The sequence below is a fragment of the Alteromonas sp. WD8-37 genome (genome assembly GCF_055326825.1).
This window is the reverse complement of sequence record NZ_JBUZOV010000001.1, coordinates 984,713-1,004,475: the sequence shown is the minus strand read 5'-3', so window position 1 is coordinate 1,004,475 and position 19,763 is coordinate 984,713. Positions and strand designations below refer to the sequence as shown.

21 protein-coding genes and 3 tRNA genes are annotated in these 19,763 nt (G+C 54.4%); 17 read left to right on the top strand and 7 right to left on the bottom strand.

Annotated features, from left to right (window positions below; all coding sequences use genetic code 11):
• Positions 1 to 3: 3 nt before the first annotated feature.
• Together ACTUJZ_RS04480 and moeB are read right to left on the bottom strand one after the other, a co-directional pair.
• On the bottom strand, positions 4 to 1,122 hold the full coding sequence (locus tag ACTUJZ_RS04480) for a M14 family metallopeptidase (RefSeq protein ID WP_463635050.1): 1,119 nt from the start codon (positions 1,120 to 1,122) through the stop codon (positions 4 to 6).
• Positions 1,123 to 1,124: 2 nt separating this feature from the next.
• The gene (gene moeB / locus ACTUJZ_RS04475; RefSeq protein WP_463635049.1) at positions 1,125 to 1,880 is read right to left on the bottom strand and encodes a molybdopterin-synthase adenylyltransferase MoeB; all 756 of its coding nucleotides are present in this window, start codon (positions 1,878 to 1,880) and stop codon (positions 1,125 to 1,127) included.
• 125 nt (positions 1,881 to 2,005) lie between these two features.
• On the opposite strand from moeB, the gene moaB reads away from it, so the two are divergent.
• The 11 genes from moaB to ACTUJZ_RS04420 all read left to right on the top strand — a co-directional run bounded on the left by moaB (position 2,006) and on the right by ACTUJZ_RS04420 (position 10,270).
• Positions 2,006 to 2,515, top strand: a complete 510-nt coding sequence (gene moaB, locus ACTUJZ_RS04470; RefSeq protein WP_463635048.1) for a molybdenum cofactor biosynthesis protein B — start codon at positions 2,006 to 2,008, stop codon at positions 2,513 to 2,515.
• Positions 2,512 to 2,994, top strand: coding sequence for a cyclic pyranopterin monophosphate synthase MoaC (gene moaC / locus ACTUJZ_RS04465; protein WP_463635047.1), 483 nt, complete (start codon positions 2,512 to 2,514; stop codon positions 2,992 to 2,994). Before moaB ends, moaC begins: the two co-directional genes overlap by 4 nt.
• Positions 2,991 to 3,236 carry a MoaD/ThiS family protein gene (locus ACTUJZ_RS04460; protein WP_463635046.1) on the top strand — a complete coding sequence of 82 codons (246 nt, stop codon included), beginning with the start codon at positions 2,991 to 2,993 and terminating at the stop codon, positions 3,234 to 3,236. Before moaC ends, ACTUJZ_RS04460 begins: the two co-directional genes overlap by 4 nt.
• Position 3,237: 1 nt before the next feature.
• A complete protein-coding gene (locus ACTUJZ_RS04455; protein WP_463635045.1) occupies positions 3,238 to 3,720 on the top strand; it encodes a molybdenum cofactor biosynthesis protein MoaE in 483 nt (160 codons plus the stop codon).
• On the top strand, positions 3,717 to 4,541 hold the full coding sequence (gene modA / locus ACTUJZ_RS04450) for a molybdate ABC transporter substrate-binding protein (protein WP_463635044.1): 825 nt from the start codon (positions 3,717 to 3,719) through the stop codon (positions 4,539 to 4,541). Before ACTUJZ_RS04455 ends, modA begins: the two co-directional genes overlap by 4 nt.
• Positions 4,534 to 5,211, top strand: a complete 678-nt coding sequence (gene modB, locus ACTUJZ_RS04445) for a molybdate ABC transporter permease subunit (RefSeq protein WP_463635043.1) — start codon at positions 4,534 to 4,536, stop codon at positions 5,209 to 5,211. The genes modA and modB overlap by 8 nt, the downstream gene beginning before the upstream one ends.
• Positions 5,196 to 6,203, top strand: a complete 1,008-nt coding sequence (locus ACTUJZ_RS04440) for an ATP-binding cassette domain-containing protein (RefSeq protein WP_463635042.1) — start codon at positions 5,196 to 5,198, stop codon at positions 6,201 to 6,203. The genes modB and ACTUJZ_RS04440 overlap by 16 nt, the downstream gene beginning before the upstream one ends.
• Positions 6,204 to 6,353: 150 nt before the next feature.
• A complete protein-coding gene (locus ACTUJZ_RS04435; protein WP_463635041.1) occupies positions 6,354 to 7,013 on the top strand; it encodes a histidine phosphatase family protein in 660 nt (219 codons plus the stop codon).
• A gap of 13 nt (positions 7,014 to 7,026) precedes the next feature.
• The gene (locus tag ACTUJZ_RS04430) at positions 7,027 to 8,244 is read left to right on the top strand and encodes an acyl-CoA dehydrogenase family protein (protein WP_463635040.1); all 1,218 of its coding nucleotides are present in this window, start codon (positions 7,027 to 7,029) and stop codon (positions 8,242 to 8,244) included.
• A gap of 2 nt (positions 8,245 to 8,246) precedes the next feature.
• Positions 8,247 to 9,275, top strand: a complete 1,029-nt coding sequence (locus tag ACTUJZ_RS04425; RefSeq protein ID WP_463635039.1) for a phosphotransferase family protein — start codon at positions 8,247 to 8,249, stop codon at positions 9,273 to 9,275.
• 20 nt (positions 9,276 to 9,295) lie between these two features.
• Entirely contained in the window at positions 9,296 to 10,270 is a 975-nt protein-coding gene (locus ACTUJZ_RS04420; RefSeq protein ID WP_463635246.1) for an NADPH:quinone oxidoreductase family protein, read from the top strand.
• 327 nt (positions 10,271 to 10,597) lie between these two features.
• Here ACTUJZ_RS04420 and ACTUJZ_RS04415 read toward each other — a convergent pair whose 3' ends face one another.
• Positions 10,598 to 11,365, bottom strand: a complete 768-nt coding sequence (locus tag ACTUJZ_RS04415) for an SDR family NAD(P)-dependent oxidoreductase (RefSeq protein ID WP_463635038.1) — start codon at positions 11,363 to 11,365, stop codon at positions 10,598 to 10,600.
• 242 nt (positions 11,366 to 11,607) lie between these two features.
• Here ACTUJZ_RS04415 and ACTUJZ_RS04410 point away from each other — a divergent pair, with 242 nt between their 5' ends.
• Complete coding sequence (locus ACTUJZ_RS04410) at positions 11,608 to 13,404, top strand: acyl-CoA dehydrogenase C-terminal domain-containing protein (RefSeq protein WP_463635037.1); 1,797 nt, start codon at positions 11,608 to 11,610, stop codon at positions 13,402 to 13,404.
• Positions 13,405 to 13,665: 261 nt separating this feature from the next.
• Here ACTUJZ_RS04410 and ACTUJZ_RS04405 read toward each other — a convergent pair whose 3' ends face one another.
• The 4 genes from ACTUJZ_RS04405 to ACTUJZ_RS04390 form a co-directional block, all read right to left on the bottom strand.
• Positions 13,666 to 14,061 (bottom strand): DUF3718 domain-containing protein, encoded by a 396-nt coding sequence (locus ACTUJZ_RS04405; RefSeq protein WP_463635036.1) that lies wholly within the window; start codon positions 14,059 to 14,061, stop codon positions 13,666 to 13,668.
• Between the two features lie 338 nt (positions 14,062 to 14,399).
• Positions 14,400 to 15,329 (bottom strand): LysR family transcriptional regulator, encoded by a 930-nt coding sequence (locus ACTUJZ_RS04400; RefSeq protein WP_463635035.1) that lies wholly within the window; start codon positions 15,327 to 15,329, stop codon positions 14,400 to 14,402.
• Positions 15,330 to 15,483: 154 nt separating this feature from the next.
• Positions 15,484 to 15,597, bottom strand: coding sequence for an entericidin A/B family lipoprotein (locus ACTUJZ_RS04395; protein WP_463635245.1), 114 nt, complete (start codon positions 15,595 to 15,597; stop codon positions 15,484 to 15,486).
• 76 nt (positions 15,598 to 15,673) lie between these two features.
• Positions 15,674 to 16,678, bottom strand: coding sequence for a mechanosensitive ion channel family protein (locus ACTUJZ_RS04390; protein ID WP_463635034.1), 1,005 nt, complete (start codon positions 16,676 to 16,678; stop codon positions 15,674 to 15,676).
• Between the two features lie 387 nt (positions 16,679 to 17,065).
• Here ACTUJZ_RS04390 and ACTUJZ_RS04385 point away from each other — a divergent pair, with 387 nt between their 5' ends.
• From ACTUJZ_RS04385 to ACTUJZ_RS04365, 5 genes are all read left to right on the top strand, one after another.
• Positions 17,066 to 17,368 carry a 4a-hydroxytetrahydrobiopterin dehydratase gene (locus ACTUJZ_RS04385; RefSeq protein ID WP_463635033.1) on the top strand — a complete coding sequence of 101 codons (303 nt, stop codon included), beginning with the start codon at positions 17,066 to 17,068 and terminating at the stop codon, positions 17,366 to 17,368.
• A gap of 180 nt (positions 17,369 to 17,548) precedes the next feature.
• A tRNA-Met gene (locus tag ACTUJZ_RS04380) sits at positions 17,549 to 17,625 on the top strand.
• Between the two features lie 77 nt (positions 17,626 to 17,702).
• A tRNA-Met gene (locus tag ACTUJZ_RS04375) sits at positions 17,703 to 17,779 on the top strand.
• 43 nt (positions 17,780 to 17,822) lie between these two features.
• Positions 17,823 to 17,899: transfer RNA gene (locus ACTUJZ_RS04370), tRNA-Met, on the top strand.
• 150 nt (positions 17,900 to 18,049) lie between these two features.
• Complete coding sequence (locus ACTUJZ_RS04365) at positions 18,050 to 19,762, top strand: thiamine pyrophosphate-dependent enzyme (protein ID WP_463635032.1); 1,713 nt, start codon at positions 18,050 to 18,052, stop codon at positions 19,760 to 19,762.
• Position 19,763 lies beyond the last annotated feature (1 nt).

Here is a 19,763-nt window from a genome sequence, read left to right as displayed (position 1 = left end):
TGCTCAGGTCAGGCGGGTGTAGCGGGTAAACACCTTATACAGTTGGGTGCCGCTTAACACCGACGCTGACGGAAAGTGCAGGATAGGGATGAGATCGCACGGCGCGTCCACCGTAAAGGTGGCGCGCGCATTATCCAGTTCATCGATATTTAACACCCTGGCCAACGGCTCTCCGGCCGACACGGCCGTGCCCGGTTTGGCCAGATACTCCACCATGCCACCAAAATCCGTAAACAGGGTTTTGTAATCGCTAAGTGCAACACCATAACGGGTCATAGCTTGTGGCTGATGCGGACACGCCGGCAGCACGCCGCGCTGGCCCAGATAGCTCAAAATGCTGTTGGCATCGGTGCGCCCTTCATCAAAGTCGATCACTTCCTGGCTACCCATTTCTAGCGTCATTGCTTCTACACCTAAGTGAACTTGCTGGCCAAACCGCTCGCTCAGGCAGTCCTGCAGCGTCCACCAGGGGCAAAAGGTGGCCTCGTCCAGCGCGCCGGCAAACACATTAGGAATAAAAATACAGTGGGGAATATTAAACCAGGGTGCGACTTCGCGTGCATATTCAGGAATATAAATATGCCGGGTAGACACCGGGCCATTGTGCAAATCCAGCACAATGTCGGCCTCCACCGCCAGGCGCTGAAGTTTTAAATTCAGCTGCTGGGCCAGGCCTAAGCCCCACGGGCTGGCCAGCTTGTCTTCAATGGCCTGGCGCCAAAAGGCTTTAAACTGCGGCTTGATTTCTGCCGGAGCTGAGGATGTCACTTGCGCGGCGAACTCGCGTACTCGTGCTTCATTATAAAAATAGCCCCGGTTCCAGTTGGTGCCGTTGACCGGGTCAAAGCGACCTAAGGTGTACTCACCAGCTTTAATATTGGTGCCCACCGGGTTGCAGTTGGGCACTAAAATGATTTCACCGGCCACGGTGTGCTCACGCAGTTGTTGGATAAGCTGGTAAATCACCACATTGCCCTGCACTTCAGCGCCATGAATAGAGCTTTGAATATACACGGTGGGGCCGGGCAGGCCGCTGCTCATCCGGTACACCGGAACCTGCATGTTGCGGCCGGAGGCATTTTGCGCCACCACGATATGATGTTTTGTAATTGAGGTTGTCATAATTAATCTGGCTGGCAAACAGAACAAGAAGGATGGCGAGGCACAGTAAAGTGTTGCCACTGTGCGCTCAGCCCGTCGTATAACATGAGTGTACCCAGTGGCAGTCGGCCAAAGCCAATCAGGCATTGCATGGCCAGCTGGGCTTGCTGAACGCCGATGGTGGCAACCACCGGGCCGAAGATCCCGGTTTCAGTACAGCTTTGGGCTGGCTCGGCAAACAGCTGGCTGACACAGCTGTAACAGGGCTGCCCGGCACTGTAGTCGGTGACAAACAGCTGGCCTTCGAAGCGGATGGCAGCGCCACTGACCAGTGGCACGCCGGCGCGGGCACAGGCATGATTCAGCTGCAGCCGGCTGGCCAATGAGTCGGTGCAATCCAGTACCAGATCGTGCTTGCCTACCGCGCGAATCAAATCATCTTCTGCCAACCGCTGCGCCACTTTGGTGATCTCACAGTGGGGCGCTAGCCGTGCCAGCGCCTGCTGCGCGGCATCCACTTTACGCGCGCCCACATCGGCATCGCTGAATAAGATCTGCCGCGGCAGATTATGTGCGCTCACGGTATCATCATCCACCAGGGTGAGCCGGCCCACACCAGCCGCAGCCAGCTGCTGTAAGGCATTGCAGCCCAAACCGCCACAACCGATAACCAATACGCTGGCGGCCAGCAGCGCTTCCTGGCCGTCAATGTCCACCTGGGGCAGAACAATCTGGCGATTAAAGCGCATTAACTGGGCATGGCTGATGGAATCTGGCATAGTGATAACTTACTGAAATTGTGTTGCAAACAGGCGCGTGATAGCAGGCGTAACCGCGAGCTGATCGAGCCTGAATCCTAGCATACATGAACGCCTGTCAGGCAATTTTATCTTGTAGGAGTACTATGTCACAGCCAACCACCGGACTGAACATTGCGGTGCTGACCATTTCTGATACCCGCAGTCTGGAGACCGACAAATCTGGTGATTATCTGGTGGCCGCCGCGACCGACGCCGGCCATACTGTGGCCGACCGGGCGCTGGTCAAAGACGATATTTATCAGCAACGTGCTCTGGTGTCAGCCTGGATCGCCCGGCCCGATATTCAGGCGGTGATCACTACAGGCGGCACCGGCTTTACCGGGCGCGATTCCACCCCGGAAGCCTTATCTGTTTTGTTTGATAAACAGGTGGACGGCTTTGGCGAGCTGTTTCGTCAGCTCAGTTATGCCGAAATTGGCACCGCCACTATTCAATCCCGGGCGCTGGCCGGCTTTGCCAATCATACGGTGATTTTTTGTTTGCCTGGTTCCACCGGTGCCTGTCGCACAGGCTGGGAGCAGATCATCGCCAGTCAGTTAGACGCCCACTTTAAACCATGTAACTTTGTCAGTCATCTGCAGGGGGCAATATGAGTCAGCCCTTTAGCCATCTCAACACCCGCGGTGAAGCCAACATGGTGGATGTGACCGATAAACCGGTGACCGCACGCCAGGCGCTGGCCCAGGGCTATTTATATGCCAACCAGGCGGTGTTTGATGGCCTGGCCGATGCCACATTAGGCAAAGGCGATGTGCTGGCGGTGGCCCGGGTAGCCGGGATCCAGGGCGCCAAACGCTGCGCCGAGCTGATCCCATTGTGTCATCCACTGGCGCTGTCAAAAGTCAGTGTCGATTTTGCCATTCAACCCGATCAGCAGCGGATCGAGGTGACCTGCCTGTGCAAGCTGGCCGGCACTACCGGAGTGGAAATGGAAGCCCTTACCGGGGTCAATGTCGCGCTACTGACTTTATTTGATATGTGTAAAGCGGTCGACCCGGCCATGCGCATGAGCGATATCCGGGTGCTGGATAAACAGGGCGGCAAGTCCGGCCATTGGCAGGCGCCGGTATGATCACTGTTAAATGTTTTGCTCAAATCCGTGAACTGTGTGGCACCGATCAGCTGGCCTTGCCGGCAACCGGCATCACCACTGTGGCCGAGGCGCTGGCCCAGCTGCGAGCCCGTTCAGAGGCTTGGCAGCAGGCGCTGGCCGGGGAAGTACTGATTGCGGTAAACCAAACTCTGGCCGATGCAAAGCAGCCATTGCGTGACGGTGATGAACTGGCGCTGTTCCCACCGGTGACCGGGGGCTGATATGTTTGTAACTGTGCAGCATGAGCTGTTTTGCCAGCAAACCTTGTACGATCAGCTGCGCGACGACTGTGCTCAGTGCCCTGGTGCCATCGTCACTTTTACCGGCCTGGTGCGTGATTATAATACCCAAGGGCCCATCGACGGGCTGGAACTGGAGCATTACCCGGGTATGACCGAACAGGTTATGCACACGCTGGCAAACCAGGCCAGCAGCACTTTCAAGCTGACCAGCGCAGGCATTGTGCACCGGGTTGGCCGGCTACATAATGCTGAGCCTATTGTTTGGGTGGGCTGCGCTGCAGCGCATCGTCAGGCAGCCTTTGATGCCGCGTCCTATATCATGGACACGCTCAAACAGGCTGTACCTTTATGGAAAAAAGAATTTCAGGATGGCCAGGCGCACTGGGTGGCAGCCAAAGCCAGTGACCGTGCCGCAGCGCAGCGCTGGCTGGGCACAGCCACCGACGACGATAAGTCGGCATGAAAAAATATGCAGGGTGGGACGCAACACGCCTGCTGGCAGGGCTAATGCTGTTGCTGCTGGCGGGTGTTGGCAACCCGGCCTACGCGACTGAGCCACTGCGTATCGCGGTGGCAGCCAATTTTGCTGCGCCACTAAAGGCATTGCTCCCGCAATTTGAACAGCAAACCGGCATTCCGGTGGTTATCACGGTGGCTTCCACCGGCACCTTATTTGCCCAGCTGCAACAGCACGCCCCTTTCGATGTGTTTCTGGCTGCTGATACCGCCCGCCCGCAGCGGCTGGCCGGTGAACAGCGCATCATACCGGGTAGCCGCGCCACTTATGCGGTGGGGCAATTGGTATGGGTGAGCCGGCAGCTGCCAGCGGGGATATCGACTACAAATCCTGATCTTCAAGCTCTGCTTGTGAAGCAGCTGAGCAACAGTAGCCAGCGGCTCGCCATTGCCAACCCGACGCTGGCGCCTTACGGCCAGGCTGCCCGCCAGGTGCTGACCAGGCTGGGCCTGTGGGAAACCATGCAGCCGCGCCTGGTGCGCGCCACCAATGTGCTGCAGGCCTATCGCTATCTGCAGACCGGGCTGGTGGACAGTGCGCTGGTGGCGGCATCGTTGGTACTGGATAGCCCCCATGCCACCATGCCATTGCCCGCTAGCTGGTACCGGCCGGTCCGGCAGCAGCTCATCATTCCCAAACAAGCCCCGCAGCCCACCCGGGCGCGCCAGTTTAGCTGCTGGCTGTTATCCGCAGCTGTTCAACAGCAATTACCAAAGTGGGGCTATCAACCCGGCGCGGCAAGCGGAGCATGCGCTGCTGATGGCTAATCTTGATGCGGTCTGGCTGACCCTGCAACTGGCGCTGGTCAGCAGCCTGATTCTACTGGTAGTAGCTACGCCACTGGCGTGGTGGCTGGCCCACTGGCAACACCCGATAAGACAAGGCGTGCTGGCCATCATTGCCTTGCCGTTAGTACTGCCGCCAACCGTGCTGGGCTTTTATCTGTTACTGGCATTTGCGCCAGACAGCCTGTTAGGCCAGGCCTGGCTAAGCTTGACCGGCGGACCGCTGGCGTTTTCCTTTGCCGGTCTGGTGGTGGGATCGGTAATTTACTCACTGCCATTTGCAGTTCAACCGCTGTATACCGGGTTTACCCAGCTCGACCCGCGCTATCTGGAAGCTGGCCAGGTGTTAGGCATGGGCCGCCTGGCGCGGGTCCGGCATGTGATTTTGCCGCTGTGCCAGGGCTACTTTTTTATCGCTTTCGGCTTGAGTTTTGCCCACACTCTGGGCGAGTTCGGGGTGGTGCTGATGATTGGCGGCAATATTCCCGGGGTGACTCAGGTGGTGTCCATCGCCTTGTATGATGAAGTGGAGCAGGGCAATTTTGCCCGCGCTCATCAGCTAGCGTTGGGCCTGGTAGTGGCAGCCTTTGCCTTATTGTGCTTGTTGTACCGGTTTAACCGTGGCGGGGGGCGGCAGTGGACCTTTCGCTAACCTTTGCCCGCCCGCCGCAATTTACCCTGCACATCGATACGCAATTGCAGCAGGCGTTTTGCGGCGTGACCGGCCCGTCCGGCGCTGGCAAAAGCTCGCTGTTGCGCGCGCTGGCCGGGTTGGAAGCCGGCGCCACCTTGCACCGGCCAGTGACAGAACATGGGCCGGTGGGGCTGGTGTTTCAGGACAATCTGCTGTTCCCGCATTTAACAGTGGCGCAAAATCTGGCCCTGGCGCGGCGCTATGCCGGGCCCGCCTGGCTGGAGACAGACGCGATTACCGCAGGCTGTCACTGTGCGCACCTTATTGACCGCCATCCTACCGAGTTGTCCGGCGGTGAAGCACAGCGGGTGGCGCTGGCCCGGGCGCTGATGAACCAGCCCCGGTTGTTGTTACTGGATGAACCCTTAAGTGCTGTAGACGGACCGACCCGCCAGCAGATCCTGCACTATCTGGCCGGGCTGGCCGATACGGGGCTCAAGATCCTTATGGTCAGCCATGATGTGAGCGACCTGCTACATTGTTGCCAGCAGGTATTGTTACTGGAAAATGGCCAACTCACCCATCAAGGCAGCGCCCAGCAGGTGCTGGATCATTATTTTACCCACAGCGTTGACGCAGCCGGCGAAACGGTGAGTGTGCTAAGCGGGCCCACGACTGACGGCGCCCCGGCCGGGTATAAGGCGTTTACCGTGGGCAAGCAACGCGTGCTCACCCGCCAGGGTAGCGAAAGCGATTCGGGCCGCCTGAGTGTGCCGGCAGCCGCCGTTATATTGCATAGCCAGCCAGGGTTGCCCACCAGCCTGGAAAATGCGCTAGATGCCACAGTAATGGCCATTGCGCCAATGCCCTATGCTGATGGCAACCATCACCTGGTGACCCTCAACGTGGGTGGGCAAACTCTTTACGCAGAGATCTCATCTCAGGCTCTGCACAATTTGCAGCTACATCCAGGGCAGGCTGTGGTGGCCTGTTTTGCTGCGGCGTTTTAATACAAACCGCTTAAATGCAGTGGCTCTCGCCGCAAGCCAACTCCCCCTTACTCTATCATCTGGCTGAATAACACCTCATTCACAATAATAATTAAACTTATGCGGGCGAGTTTTCTAACATAAAATCAACATTTGCCAGCAGACCTCTTCATGACAGAACTGATATTGATACGTCACGGCCAGGCCTCACTGGGGCAGGATAATTATGACGCCCTAAGCGAACTGGGCAGCCAGCAGGCGCGCTGGCTGGGCGAGCATTTTACCCAAAGTGGCGCACGTTTTGATGCCGTGATCTCCGGCAGCCTGGTGCGCCAGGTCGATACGCTGGCACAGATCGCCCCCGGCCAGCCGGCTGAGCAGGATCCGCGCTTCAATGAGTTTGATTTTATGCAGGTGGTTAATGCCTATCTGCACCAGCATCCTGCACAACGCAAAGACCAACTTACCCGCCGCGACTGGTTTACCATTTTGCGCGACAGCATGCAGTGCTGGTCGCACAATGATCTGGCGCTGCCACAGGGCGCTGAAACCTGGCAGGGCTTTGCCACGCGGGTGCACGATGCCATTCATGCTCAGTTAAACGAATCGTATAAGCGAGTGTTGGTAGTGACCTCGGGCGGTGTCATCGCCATGGCCATGGGCCACGCGCTGGGTCTGGATGCAGCTGCCATCATCCGGCTGAATCTGCAAATTCAAAATACCAGCGTCACCCGATTTTTTTGCAGTAATCAACACTGGTCGCTGCACAGCTTTAATTGCCTGCCGCACCTTAGCAGTACCGCGCGCGCAGAATCTGTTACTTACGCATAACGCAGGAATCCGTATGCATTTTGAACCGAATACCAAAACCCAGGGGCTGGCAGAAAAGCTGTCGGCATTTATGGAAGAGCATGTTTACCCCATCGAACACGACTACCATCACAGTCTGCAACAGGCCGACGATCCCTGGGTGACCCCGGAGCTCATGCAGCAGCTTAAACACAAAGCGCGTGAGGCCGGCTTGTGGAATTTATTTTTACCCGAAGAATACAAGCCTTACGGGGCTGGCTTGACCAATCTGGAATATGCGCCGCTGTGCGAAATCATGGGCCGGGTGCCTTTCTCGGCAGAAATATTTAATTGCAGTGCGCCGGATACCGGCAACATGGAAGTGCTGGCTAAATATGGCAGCGAAGAACACAAAGCGCGGTGGCTGCAGCCTTTGTTAGAAGGCCAGATTCGCTCCGCCTTTGCCATGACCGAACCGGATGTGGCCTCCAGCGATGCCACCAACATCGAAACCCGGATCGAGCGCCGTGGCGATGAATATGTGATCAATGGCAAAAAATGGTACACCAGTGGCGCCATGAACAAAAACTGCCAGGTGATGATTGTAATGGGCAAAACCAACCCGGATGCGCCGCGTCATCAGCAGCAATCCCAAGTCCTGGTGCCTATGGACACGCCCGGAGTGACCATAGTGCGACCCATGGGCGCCATGGGTTACCTGGATGAGCCCGTGGGCCATGCTGAAATTGTGTTTGATAATGTCACTGTGCCGGCGGCCAATATTATTCTGGGCGAAGGCCGTGGCTTTGAAATCGCCCAGGGCCGGTTAGGGCCGGGCCGCATCCATCATTGTATGCGCCTGATTGGCTGTGCCCAGCGCGCACTGGATTTGGCCTGCCGTCGAGTCAATCAGCGGGTTGCTTTCGGAAAGCCGTTAGCCAAGCAACAGTCTGTGCGTGAAAGTATTGCCAGCATGCACTGTGAGATTGAGCAAGCGCGCTTACTGACCTTTAAAGCCGCCGACCAGATGGATCGCTATGGCAATAAAGTCGCCAAAGATTTGATTGCTGCGATTAAAATTGTGGCGCCGGCCATGGCCTGCCGGGTGATAGACGAAGCCATTCAGATGCATGGTGCCCAGGGCACCAGCCAGGATACGCCGCTGGCAGCCATGTACGCTTATGCCCGTACTGTACGCTTAGCCGACGGTCCAGACCAGGTGCATATGATGCAACTAGGCAAAAGCCTGATCGAGCGTGCGCAGGAGGGCTGAAGATGAGTGTACATCAACTGGATCTAGCGGTACTCAATAACTATCTGGCAGAGACCATCGGCACCATCAGCCAGTATGAAAAATTCAGTGGCGGGCAATCTAACCCCACATTTTTGCTGACCACCAAGCGTGGCCAGTTTGTGCTGCGCCGCCAGCCCCCCGGTAAATTGCTTAAATCCGCCCATGCGGTCGACCGCGAATTTACCGTGATGCGGGCGCTGGCCTGCACGCCAGTTCCGGTGCCCGAGGTGCTGACTCTGTGCCGCGACCCTGACATTATTGGTAGCATGTTTTATGTGATGGAATATGTGCCGGGCAATATCTACTGGCAGGCTGCACTGAGTGAGGTGGCTGATAACGATACCCGCGCCCATATGTATGATGCCATGAACCAGACGCTGGCTGATTTGCATAATTTGGATCCTGCCGCACTCGGGTTGGAGGAATTTGGCAAGCCGGGTAACTATTTTGCTCGCCAGGTCGAGCGTTGGACCACGCAATACCGCGCCTCGCAGACCCAAAACCTGCCTGGCATGGAAAGCCTGATGGATTATCTGGCGCAAAATCTGCCCGCCGATGATGGCCAGGTAGCACTGGTGCACGGTGATTTTCGCCTCGACAATATGATTTTTTCCAAACACGCCGAGCGTCCGCGTATTTTGGCCGTGCTGGACTGGGAGCTGTCTACCCTGGGTCATCCCTTTGCGGATCTGGCATATCAATGTATGCAGCTACGCCTGCCGGCCAACCTGCCGCAGGCACCTGGGTTGGGCGGGGTTGATCGGGCCGATTTGGGGATCCCTTCGGAACAGGAATATGTGGAAGCTTACTGTGCGCGGCGTAATATAAACGCCATTGAGCACTGGCCGTTTTATCTGGCCTTTAGCTTTTTCCGCCTGGCGGCAATTTTACAAGGAGTGGCCAAACGGGCCGAAGCAGGCAATGCCTCCAGTGAACAAGCCAAAACACTCGGCACCATGGTTGAGCCGTTGGCCAATATGGCGCTGGATGTGGTGAAAAAAGGACATTAACGATGACCGAAATAAACATGATGCAGGCCATGGTCTGCAATGAATTTGGCCCATTATCGAATTTACAGTATACCCAAACAGAGGCACCGGCGCTGACTCGTGGCGGGGTGCGCATTGCTGTGAATGCTGCCGGGGTGAATTTTCCCGATGCACTGCTGGTGCAGGGGCTGTATCAAATTCAGCCGGAAACACCATTTATTCCTGGCTGCGAAGTAGCCGGTACGGTGATGGAAACCGGCGAGGGCGTCGAACATCTTAAACCGGGCCAGCGAGTGGTGGCGGTCTGTCAGGTGGGCGGTTACGCCGAGCAGGTTGTGGTGCCGGCAGCCCAGGTGATGCCACTGCCGGATTTTATTCCCGACAATGAAGCGGCGGCACTCATTACTGCTCACGCCACCGCGCACCATGGCCTGTTACAGCGGGCCAATTTGCAGGCTGGCGAAACCCTGGTGGTTACCGGTGCAGCCGGCGGCACCGGCCTGGCTGCAGTGCAAATCGGTAAAGCCATGGGCGCGCGAGTGATTGCGGTGTGCTCTAGCGAAGAAAAGCTGGCGCTAGCCAAAGCCCACGGCGCGGATGAGGGCATCAACTATCACCAGGCAGATCTGAAAGAGTCACTTAAAGCACTGACCGACGGGCGCGGCGCTGATGTGGTGTATGAGTGTGTGGGCGGCGATACCTTTGCCACCTTGAGCCGCAGTATGGCCTGGAATGGCCGTTTGCTGGTTGTCGGCTTTGCCAGTGGTGAAATTCCAAAACTGCCCGTCAACCTGCCGTTAGTAAAAGGCTACGCCGTGGTGGGGGTCTTTTGGGGCACCTTCACGCAAAAAGAGCCTAAAGTGTTTGCCAGCAATATGCAGCAGCTGATGCAGTGGTACCAGCAAGGCAAGGTTAAGGTGGTTGTGGACAGCGCGCTGCCGCTGGCAGAAGCAGCCACCGCACTACAACGATTAAGCGAACGGCAAGTGCAGGGAAAGTTGGTGTTGGTGCCCTGAGCCTGACAGCGAACGGTGTAAACGTGTAATACCGATAACAAGAGAACAGCCCCAGTGACGGGGCTGCCTGACGTTGCGATTGCGCGATCGTCGTTTGTGGTTGGCAACATTCCATTTGCCGGGTCGAAGTATCGGCGGGGACGCGATAAAAGAGCAGAACAGCGAAAAACAGTGACGGGTTGCCAGCCTGCCGCGCGTTCCCAGGATACTTGGGTATATTAAAGCTGTTTCGCCGGGCGGGCGAAAGGTATACAGCCATACCGAAGTATCAGGCCTGATACGCTGAGGCAGGTTCAGGCTGCTCTTATCATTAATCAGTCAGATGTATTACCAGCTGCTCATGCCGCCATCAATGGCGATAGCCTGACCATTCATAAATGAATTGCCGGGTGACAGCAGCAACACCATCGCATTGACCACTTCCTGCGGGTCAGCCATGCGTTTCATCGGGCTGCCAGTGGCCAGCTGAGCACGGCTTTCATCACTGGTAAAGCCGCCCAGATTGAGCAGATTGGTCGGGCTGAAAAACGGGCAGATAGCATTCACCCGCACATTTTTGCGGCCATATTCCACCGCTGCTGTTTTGGTCACGCCCACCACCGCATGTTTCGCTGCAGCGTAGGGAGCAGCTTTCGGCGCGCCGCCCAGGCCAGCCATTGAACTGACATTTAAAATATGCCCTTTGCCGTTGGCTAACATGGCCGGTACCTGGTGTTTCATGCCCAGCATCACACCTTTTAAATTGACCGCCAACTGCTGATCAATGACACTTTCATCCAGCGTGTGTAAAGCCCCCGGGGTGTGTGCTACGCCGGCATTGTTAACCGCAATATCCAGCTGACCATAGCTTTCCAGTGCCAGCGCAACCAGGGCTTTGTTGGTGCTTTCCAGAGCGATATCACCGCCCATGCTCACCACATCGCCGCCAGCTTCCCGCAAATCTTTGACAGTGATGGCCAGCTTTTCTTCATTAATATCGGTTAACACCAGTTTGCACCCGCGATAGGCCAGTGCGTCGGCCAGCAAGCGGCCAAAACCGTCTGCTGCGCCGGTGATGATGGCTACCTGGCCCTGAAAATTAAGTAGTTGGTCCATACCCCAAACTCCCTGCAAAGTTAGCTGAAAAATAAGATAAACAACTGGTTACGTAGCATTTTTGAAAGTGGTGCAACGCAAGCGACAGTGTTCAATGTGGCTTCAGCATAGCGTGCCTATCCCGCTGATGTATTCAAATTTGTGATAGTAGGTTATTAACCCAATCAACTTGGCTGATTCGCTGTGCTTTCTTAGTATCGTCAGACGTAATTTTTTTGTAAAAATCTTCTACAGGATTGTCCATGGAACATTATCAGTCACCCCAACGCGATGCCCGCTTTGTTGCCTATGAACTGTTCGACTTTCAGTCGCACTATGAACAGCTGGGTTTAGGCGAGGTCACTCAGGACCTGGTCAGTGCCATTCATGCCGAAGCAGCTAAGTTTGCTGACAATGTACTGGCGCCCATCAATCAGGCCGGTGATCAGCACGGTTGCCAGTGGCAGGATGGCGAGGTGACCACTCCGCCAGGTTTCAAAGAAGCCTATCAACAATATGTGGCTGGCGGCTGGCCGGGCATGGCGCACCAGGAGCAGTGGGGCGGTCAGGGCTTACCCTATTCGCTGGCCACCAGTATTGCTGAGTATTTTTCCGGCGCTAATCATTCCTGGGCGATGTACCCGGGCTTATCGCAGGGTTGTATCTCGACCATTCTGGCCCACGGCACTGATGCGCAAAAACAGCGCTTCTTGCCGGCGCTGGTGGAAGGTACCTGGTGCGGCACCATGTGTCTAACCGAAGCGCACTGCGGCTCTGATTTGGGCATGTTACGCTGTAAAGCCGAGCCGGCTGATGATGGCAGCTACAAACTCACCGGCACCAAAATTTTTATCTCTGCCGGAGAACACGATTTTGCCGATAATATTGTGCATATTGTGCTGGCGCGTCTGCCAGATGCACCGGCCGGCACCAAGGGCATTTCCCTGTTTATTGTGCCTAAAGTCAATGTAACCAAAGCCGGGGAGCTAGGCGAACGCAATCAGGTCAGCTGTGGCAGTATTGAGCACAAGATGGGCATCAAAGGCAGTGCCACCTGTGTGATTAACTTTGACGGGGCCACCGGTTATCTACTGGGCGAAGCCAATCGCGGCCTCAACCATATGTTCACTTTTATGAACATTGCCCGCATTGGCACTGGCCTGGAAGGGCTGGCGGCCTCAGAAGCCGCTTTTCAGGGCGCGCTGCGCTATGCCCAGGATCGCACGCAGTTTCGTTCACCTACCCAGCGCAGCGGCGAACGCCAGGCGGACCCGATAATCGTTCATCCGGATGTGCGGCGCATGTTGTTAACCCAAAAAGCCTTTGCCGAAGGCAGCCGGGCGCTGGCTTATGACTGTATGCAACAGGTTGATATTACCCAGCACAGTGACAGCCCGGAACAGGTCCAGCTGGCTCAGTCGCGTCTGGCGCTGCTCACGCCTATCGTAAAAGCCTTTTTGACCGAAACCGCGCAGGAATCCACCAGTCATGGTATCCAGGTACTGGGCGGGCACGGTTACATTCAGGAATGGGGCATGGAACAGCTGGCGCGGGATACCCGCATCAGTGCGCTATATGAGGGGACCACCGGGATCCAGGCATTGGACCTGCTGGGCCGCAAAATTTTGGGCACCAAAGGCGAGTTGTTGGGAATCTATGTGGACGAGATCCGCAAGTTCTGCGATCAGACCAAACTGGATGGTGAAGCCGCGCACTGGGCCGGTCAGCTGCAGACCTACCTGCAGCAATGGCAAACCCTGACCCAGCAGGTGGGCCAGCAAACGTTGCAAAACCCTGATGAGCTGGGCAGTGCGGCAGTGGATTATTTGATGTTCTCTGGCTACGTGGCGCTGGGCTATTACTGGTTGAAAATGGCCAGTGTGGCGCAGACCAAGTTGGCCGAAGGGGCATCAGAAACAGCCTTTTACGAAGGTAAGGTGGCTACTGCCCGGTTTTATTTTGGGCGTTTACTGCCGCGGGCAGGTGCTCACGCCAGTGCCATCACCGCCGGTGCAGATACCCTGATGAGTATGGGCGAGGAGATGTTCCGTCCGGCTTAAGAGCCTGACATTATGTTAAAAAAGGGCAGGCCGGTTTGAGGCTTACCCTTTTTTATTTGAGTCAGATGCAGGTTTGCTTTTTGACCGTGAAAAGATAACAGGCTGGCAAATATTAAGCACAAAAAAACGACCCGCAGGTCGTTTTTAGGTTGCGTGTGTCATCAACACGCTTAATAAGTCGCGGCCCTCAATGAGGGCCGCTTGCGCGGGCCGAAGCCCGCAACCATGTTGAAAGGGTACATGGTCATGTAACTGGCACGCTTAGATGCGTGATTGCAGCTCACTGGCGATAGGGCTGCTTTGAAAGCCATTTTCAGCAATCCACGCTTGCAGCGTTTTGCCATCAGCTTCAGGGTTTTGCAGTTCGCGAGAAGGCATTTTTTTCACCAGCAGTGTGCCTACATCTACCGCATTGCTTTCAATGGCGGTACGGATAAGGCTCAGGCCGTTGCAGCTCACGCCTGCATAGTAATCATGCAGTTTTAAACGGTAATCCGACTGAACAGCACGCATTTTTTTACGCAGTTCACCCTTGTCGTTTGCTTGTACAATTGTACAAATGTTGGCCAGCGCATCTTCAACCCCTGCGTTAGCAGAACCTGAAAACAGCAAAGAAGCAGCAGCAACAGCTAAAGAGGTTTTAACGATTTTCAACATGGTTTTTTCCTAATTGCTTTTTAATACCGAGCGGTGTGTTTGTTCGGGAGCTATTAAACAAAAATCCGTTGTTTAGAAAAACAGCAACGCCGATACTTAAGTATGTTGCTTAATAACAAAACCCTGCATAAGTGTGTTTTTTCACAATCAAGTGTTTGAAAATAAAGCTTTTTAGTCAATACGTGAGCAGGAAGGTTAGAAATATTTTTCGCATGATCAGCAAGTTATAACATTCTGCTGGGGTGAATTAACATTTTAGCGCAGGGATTGAGCGTGAGCCTGACTGGCAGGTTCGTGTTCAGAGCGATAAGCAGTACGCAATCAACAGCGCCCAATCATCAGTGCGGTTGGTAAGCCGTAGCGACACGGGTGATTTGATCGCGCATCCACATATGGGCCTGATCATGATCAGCACTCACATGCCAATATAAAAAATACTCGATGGGTGGCAATTCAAAAGGCAGGTCAAAAATAGCCAAATCATAATGTTTGGCCAGATGATAAGGCATACACGCAATCAGGTCGGTTTTTACAATGGCACTGGGGACTGTCAAAAAATGCTGGCCACGCATCACAATACGACGTTTTTTGCCTAATTTATCTAATTCGATATCTACAGGACCGGGGCCGCTCTTACGCTGTGACACATGAATATGTCCCAGCTGCAAAAAGGTTTTCAAATCCAGGCCATCCTGCAGTGCTGGATGATCCGGGCGAGCCAGCACCACAAACTGATCTTCAGCAATTTTTTGTTTGCACAGATGCGGGTCGGTAAATGCTGAGGCATCGGCAAAAAAATCCAGGCTGCCGCTGGCCATGGCTGCCACCACCTGGGCCCGGCTGATTTCATAATTGGTCAGGCTGATCCCGGGCGCAACCTGCTGTAATCGAGCCATCAGGCGCGGCATGATACTGACTTCCAGCAAGTCCCGACTGGCAAAATTAAAGGACTTTTGCGAGGTTTGCGGATTAAATACATGGCTATCTTGTACACTGGTGCGTAACAACCGCAGAGCTTCGCGGGCCGGCACAATGATATTCTGGGCTACTGGCGTAGGGGTCATGGAATGGCCGGTACGAACAAATAAGGGATCATTGAGCATGTCGCGTAAGCGGGCCAGTGAATTAGATACTGCCGGCTGGGTGATACATAACACATCAGCAGCTTTGGTCAGGCTGCCTGCAGTATAAATAGCGTCAAACACTGCAAATAAATTGAGGTCGATTCGATTAAGATTTACCGGTAGGGGTTGCCGCGTGCCTGTCACATGCTATCTCTGTGCTGGATAATAACTGCATCTTATAAAAAACAGGCGGATGCATACAAGGCTTTGATAGTGATATTCGTTGGGTGGCCAGTAAGATGGATGAGTAGCAGGACGATAAACTTAAAAAGAACAGGGCCTGAGCGGCCCTGTGATCTTAGTTTGAAGCGTCTTCTGCGGTTTCAGATATTTCTTCACCGGCTGACTCGATATCTTCGCCGGCACCTTCCATCGTGGCGCACCCTGTCATCAGCGAGCCCAAAAAGGCCATTAAAATGACAAAATAACGGGTTCTGACAGTTCTTGAAGTAAACAATGCTTTCATGTGTAGCTCCTTACGTTGGGTTTTATTGATCAGGTGCAGACTCGCCCTGGTCGGGCGCATCGGCATTGCCTGTCGCGCCACGCTGGTGGTCTGAATCTGGGTGTTGCTCGGTTGACGCATCCTGCGTGGCTGGCCGGACATTTTGCAACATGCCGTCCAGGGGTTTGCCGCCCTTGGCATCAAAATCCAGTGTCCGAATAGGAAAGGGGATGAGAATGTCGTTGTCATTTAAGACCTGCCGCACTGTCACCACCGCATCATGTCGTACACTCATAAAATCATGCTCGCCCGGGTATTGGATCCAAAACCAAACCAGCAAATTCACACTGCTGTCGCCAAACGATTCGGCATACACGTTGGTTTCTTCTTTACGGATCACATAAGGCTTTTCCTTTAACGCCGCCACAATGACCTCGCGCGCTTTTTGCGGATCATCGGCGTAGGAAATGCCCACCGGCACTTCAATGCGCCGGTAGCCCAGCACACTGTAATTAGTCAAAATATTGCGAAACAAGATCTTGTTAGGGATGATCTCCAGCTGGCCATAAAAGGTTTCCACCAGCGTGTTTCGCAAATTTATCGACTTTACATTGCCAAATACCCCATCAGCTTTTATTACATCACCAATTTCAAAAGGCTTGCGGATCCCCATGGCAATGCCAGCAATAAAATTTTCGGTCATATCCTGAAACGCAAAGCCGATGGCCAGGCCTACTATACCGGCACCAGCCAGCAACGAGGTTACTGTGCCCTGCAGGCCGACAAAATCCAGTGCAATAAATATCCCGGCAATGACAATCACGGATTTGGCAATGGCAGTAAGCAAATCGGCAATCTGACGCGATTCAAAGGCCCGGCGCAGAATGCGGCGTAACGCGCTGCCCAGGGTTTTGGCTAAAATGCCAAACACGATGGCAATCAAAATAGCCACTACCAGATTAGGCAGATGCTTAATGCCTTCTTCCAGCCAGGTTTGTAACTTACCATTTACCAGCTCATAGACTTTGTCTAATTGCGGAAATTCCATGCCTCTCCTTTATCTTACCGACCGCAGGTCAGCCTGGTTACCAGCCACTATGCAATAGCACTATCAGAATCTGTTCCAGTGAATCAAAATCTGTTCCATTATGAGCGCGCCGTCCAACTTTGGGGTGCAATACCGGCAGGAGCCTTGTCCTCGCCCGGCTAAAGCCAGTCATGCCACCACACTGGCCGTCCTGTTTTGACTACTCAGCGCGACAGACCGCCGGTAAAAGCTACCGATACAGTGAAAATTTGCTATAAAATCAAGCTGTAAACTCTTATGTGCGGTTTATACGAAAAATTTGCCCAGGTTGAGCAAAAATTCTGCATACTTCGTGCTAACGTAGTTTTTTCAATATAGCAACCGGCCCAGCCGGCTACAGGAGCAGATATGGCAGATAAACTTTCGCAAGCACAGATTGATTCAGCACTGGCACAACTTAATCAGCTGGCCGCCGACGATGCCCAGTGGCAGCAGCAAGGCGATAAGATCAGCAAGACATTTAAATTCAAAAGTTTTATCCGCGCATTTGGCTGGATGTCGCAAATTGCCATTTGGGCTGAAAAATTGTCGCACCATCCAGAGTGGTTCAACGTATATAATAAGGTAGAGGTAACATTGACTACCCATGATGCCGACGGGTTAACAGAACTGGATTTTAAGCTGGCTGAAAAGATGGAAAAATTCCGTTAGGGTGGGCTGAAAGAGGCGGTATTGCCGGTTTAATCAGCAGGTTGGCTAATAAAGCAGCGTTTAATCAAAAGTTTACGAGTTTCGTTGTTGTGGCTCTTGCCAAGCCTCAAACGCTATGTATAATACGCACCACTTGAACGGGAGACACCAGAAGCTCTCACAGTTCAAACAAGATTCAGACGCGGGATGGAGCAGTCTGGTAGCTCGTCGGGCTCATAACCCGAAGGTCGTTGGTTCAAATCCAGCTCCCGCAACCACCTTTATTGGCCGGTAAGACCAGCCAATAAAATACGCAGATAAGCATAGCGATGCTGCGTGACAATAAGTGCACAAGCGCGGGATGGAGCAGTCTGGTAGCTCGTCGGGCTCATAACCCGAAGGTCGTTGGTTCAAATCCAGCTCCCGCAACCAGCACTTAGCTTGTTATACCAGTAACAGGCATATACAATACAAGCGCGGGATGGAGCAGTCTGGTAGCTCGTCGGGCTCATAACCCGAAGGTCGTTGGTTCAAATCCAGCTCCCGCAACCACATTTTGAAAAAACCGCTGAAATCAGCGGTTTTTTTGTATGCGCGTTAGTCCGGCTGGGCCGGCTTCCTTAGCGGCGCGTACCTATGCCATCTTTCTTCACAGAGCCGCTCTTATCACCCCTGGCTCTGTCACTGGCATGGAGCATTCCTGTGAGCAAAACCGTTTCAGAAGTTATCACTACCACCTTATTAAAGGCTGGCGCACGCCGCTGTTATGGCATTGTGGGCGACACCATCAATCATTTTACCAATGCTATTGCCGGTTCTGATCTGGAATGGGTGTCGGTGCGCCACGAAGAAGTGGCCGGATTTGCCGCTGGCGCCGAGGCCTACATGACCGGCCAGCTGGCGGTGTGTGCCGGCACCTGTGGCCCGGGCAGCTTGCACTTTATTAATGGCCTGTTTGAGAGCCATCGCAATGGCGCTCCCGTGGTATTTATTGCCACCAATATCGATCGCGCCGAAGAAGGCTTTCAGTTTCCGCAGGAAGTTGACCAAAAAAAGTTGTACGAACAATACTCGGTCTTTTGTGAGCGCCTGAGTCACCCTGATCAAACCCGTCGCATGGTGACCATGGCCGCACAGGCGGCACTGGCCAAAGGTGGCGTGGCAGTGGTCGTGGTCAATGGCGATATGTTTAAACAACAATGTGATGATTCCATGCCCTGGCAGGTGCGGGTCAGCCCGCCGCACATTACACCATCGCCACAAGCGCTTGAACCGGTGCGCCAACTGCTGGCCGAGCATAGCAAAATCACTATTTATGCCGGAATCGGTGCCCGGCAGGCGCGCGATGAATTGATTGCTCTGGGCAACAAGCTCAACGCACCGATTGTGCATACTACTAAAGCCAAAGAATTTATCGAGCGAGATAACCCGTTAAGTGTTGGCATGACCGGTATCCTGGGCAACAAAGCCGGGCTGCGCGCCATGCAGGAAGCCGATCTTGTACTGTGCTTTGGGACTGATTTTGCCTACACCCAGTACTGGCCAGAACACGCGACCATTGTGCAGATTGACACCAATCCGGCCAATATTGGCAAACGGGCGCCGGTGGATATTGGCCTGGTGGGGGATGCCAAACATACCGCACAGGAATTACTGAAGCACTGTCCGGATAACACCGACAGCCAGCATCTGGACGCTATCCAGGCGCAGTGGCAGGATGATCTGGCACACTATGAACAGAGCGCCCGCTCTGATAAGGGCCTGATTCATCCGCAGCGGCTGGCCCAGTATATTGATCAATACGCTGCTGACGATGCCATTTTTACCGCTGATGGCGGCTCTCCCATGGTATGGATGCTACGCCATATCCGGGCCCACAGCGACCGGCGCTTTTTAGCCAGTATGTCACACGGCACCATGGCCAATGCCTATCCGCAGGCGCTGGGGATCAGCCATGCATACCCGCAACGCCAGGTGATTGCGCTGTGCGGGGATGGCGGTATGACCATGTTGATGGGGGATTTGCTGACCCTGGTGCAACAAGAAATGCCGGTCAAACTGGCGGTATTTAACAATGCGTCGCTGGGGTTTGTAGAAATGGAACAGCGGGTGGAAGGCATGCTGGACAATTACACCGGTCTGAAAAATCCGAATTTTGCCAATGTGGCCGCAGCCTGCGGTATGACTGGCTGGCAGGTTACGCACCCTGACCAGCTTGAGCAGTCGGTGCAACAATGGCTGGCCCACGACGGCCCAGCGCTGCTGGACGTAAAGGTCAATCGCATGGAGCTGGTAATGCCGCCAGAAATCGAAGCCGGGCAGGTGGCCAAGACCTCGTTGTTTGGTATGAAAGCCGTGCTTAACGGGCGCACGGATGAAGTGATTGACCTGCTAAAAGATAATTTTTTACGCTGAT

Coding starts and splice junctions, on each gene's coding strand:
- ACTUJZ_RS04480 (WP_463635050.1), bottom strand. CDS start 1,122: ATGACAACCTCAATTACAAAACATCATATCGTGGTGGCGCAAAATGCC.
- moeB (WP_463635049.1), bottom strand. CDS start 1,880: ATGCCAGATTCCATCAGCCATGCCCAGTTAATGCGCTTTAATCGCCAG.
- moaB (WP_463635048.1), top strand. CDS start 2,006: ATGTCACAGCCAACCACCGGACTGAACATTGCGGTGCTGACCATTTCT.
- moaC (WP_463635047.1), top strand. CDS start 2,512: ATGAGTCAGCCCTTTAGCCATCTCAACACCCGCGGTGAAGCCAACATG.
- ACTUJZ_RS04460 (WP_463635046.1), top strand. CDS start 2,991: ATGATCACTGTTAAATGTTTTGCTCAAATCCGTGAACTGTGTGGCACC.
- ACTUJZ_RS04455 (WP_463635045.1), top strand. CDS start 3,238: ATGTTTGTAACTGTGCAGCATGAGCTGTTTTGCCAGCAAACCTTGTAC.
- modA (WP_463635044.1), top strand. CDS start 3,717: ATGAAAAAATATGCAGGGTGGGACGCAACACGCCTGCTGGCAGGGCTA.
- modB (WP_463635043.1), top strand. CDS start 4,534: ATGGCTAATCTTGATGCGGTCTGGCTGACCCTGCAACTGGCGCTGGTC.
- ACTUJZ_RS04435 (WP_463635041.1), top strand. CDS start 6,354: ATGACAGAACTGATATTGATACGTCACGGCCAGGCCTCACTGGGGCAG.
- ACTUJZ_RS04430 (WP_463635040.1), top strand. CDS start 7,027: ATGCATTTTGAACCGAATACCAAAACCCAGGGGCTGGCAGAAAAGCTG.
- ACTUJZ_RS04425 (WP_463635039.1), top strand. CDS start 8,247: ATGAGTGTACATCAACTGGATCTAGCGGTACTCAATAACTATCTGGCA.
- ACTUJZ_RS04420 (WP_463635246.1), top strand. CDS start 9,296: ATGCAGGCCATGGTCTGCAATGAATTTGGCCCATTATCGAATTTACAG.
- ACTUJZ_RS04415 (WP_463635038.1), bottom strand. CDS start 11,365: ATGGACCAACTACTTAATTTTCAGGGCCAGGTAGCCATCATCACCGGC.
- ACTUJZ_RS04410 (WP_463635037.1), top strand. CDS start 11,608: ATGGAACATTATCAGTCACCCCAACGCGATGCCCGCTTTGTTGCCTAT.
- ACTUJZ_RS04405 (WP_463635036.1), bottom strand. CDS start 14,061: ATGTTGAAAATCGTTAAAACCTCTTTAGCTGTTGCTGCTGCTTCTTTG.
- ACTUJZ_RS04395 (WP_463635245.1), bottom strand. CDS start 15,597: ATGGCCTTTTTGGGCTCGCTGATGACAGGGTGCGCCACGATGGAAGGT.
- ACTUJZ_RS04390 (WP_463635034.1), bottom strand. CDS start 16,678: ATGGAATTTCCGCAATTAGACAAAGTCTATGAGCTGGTAAATGGTAAG.
- ACTUJZ_RS04385 (WP_463635033.1), top strand. CDS start 17,066: ATGGCAGATAAACTTTCGCAAGCACAGATTGATTCAGCACTGGCACAA.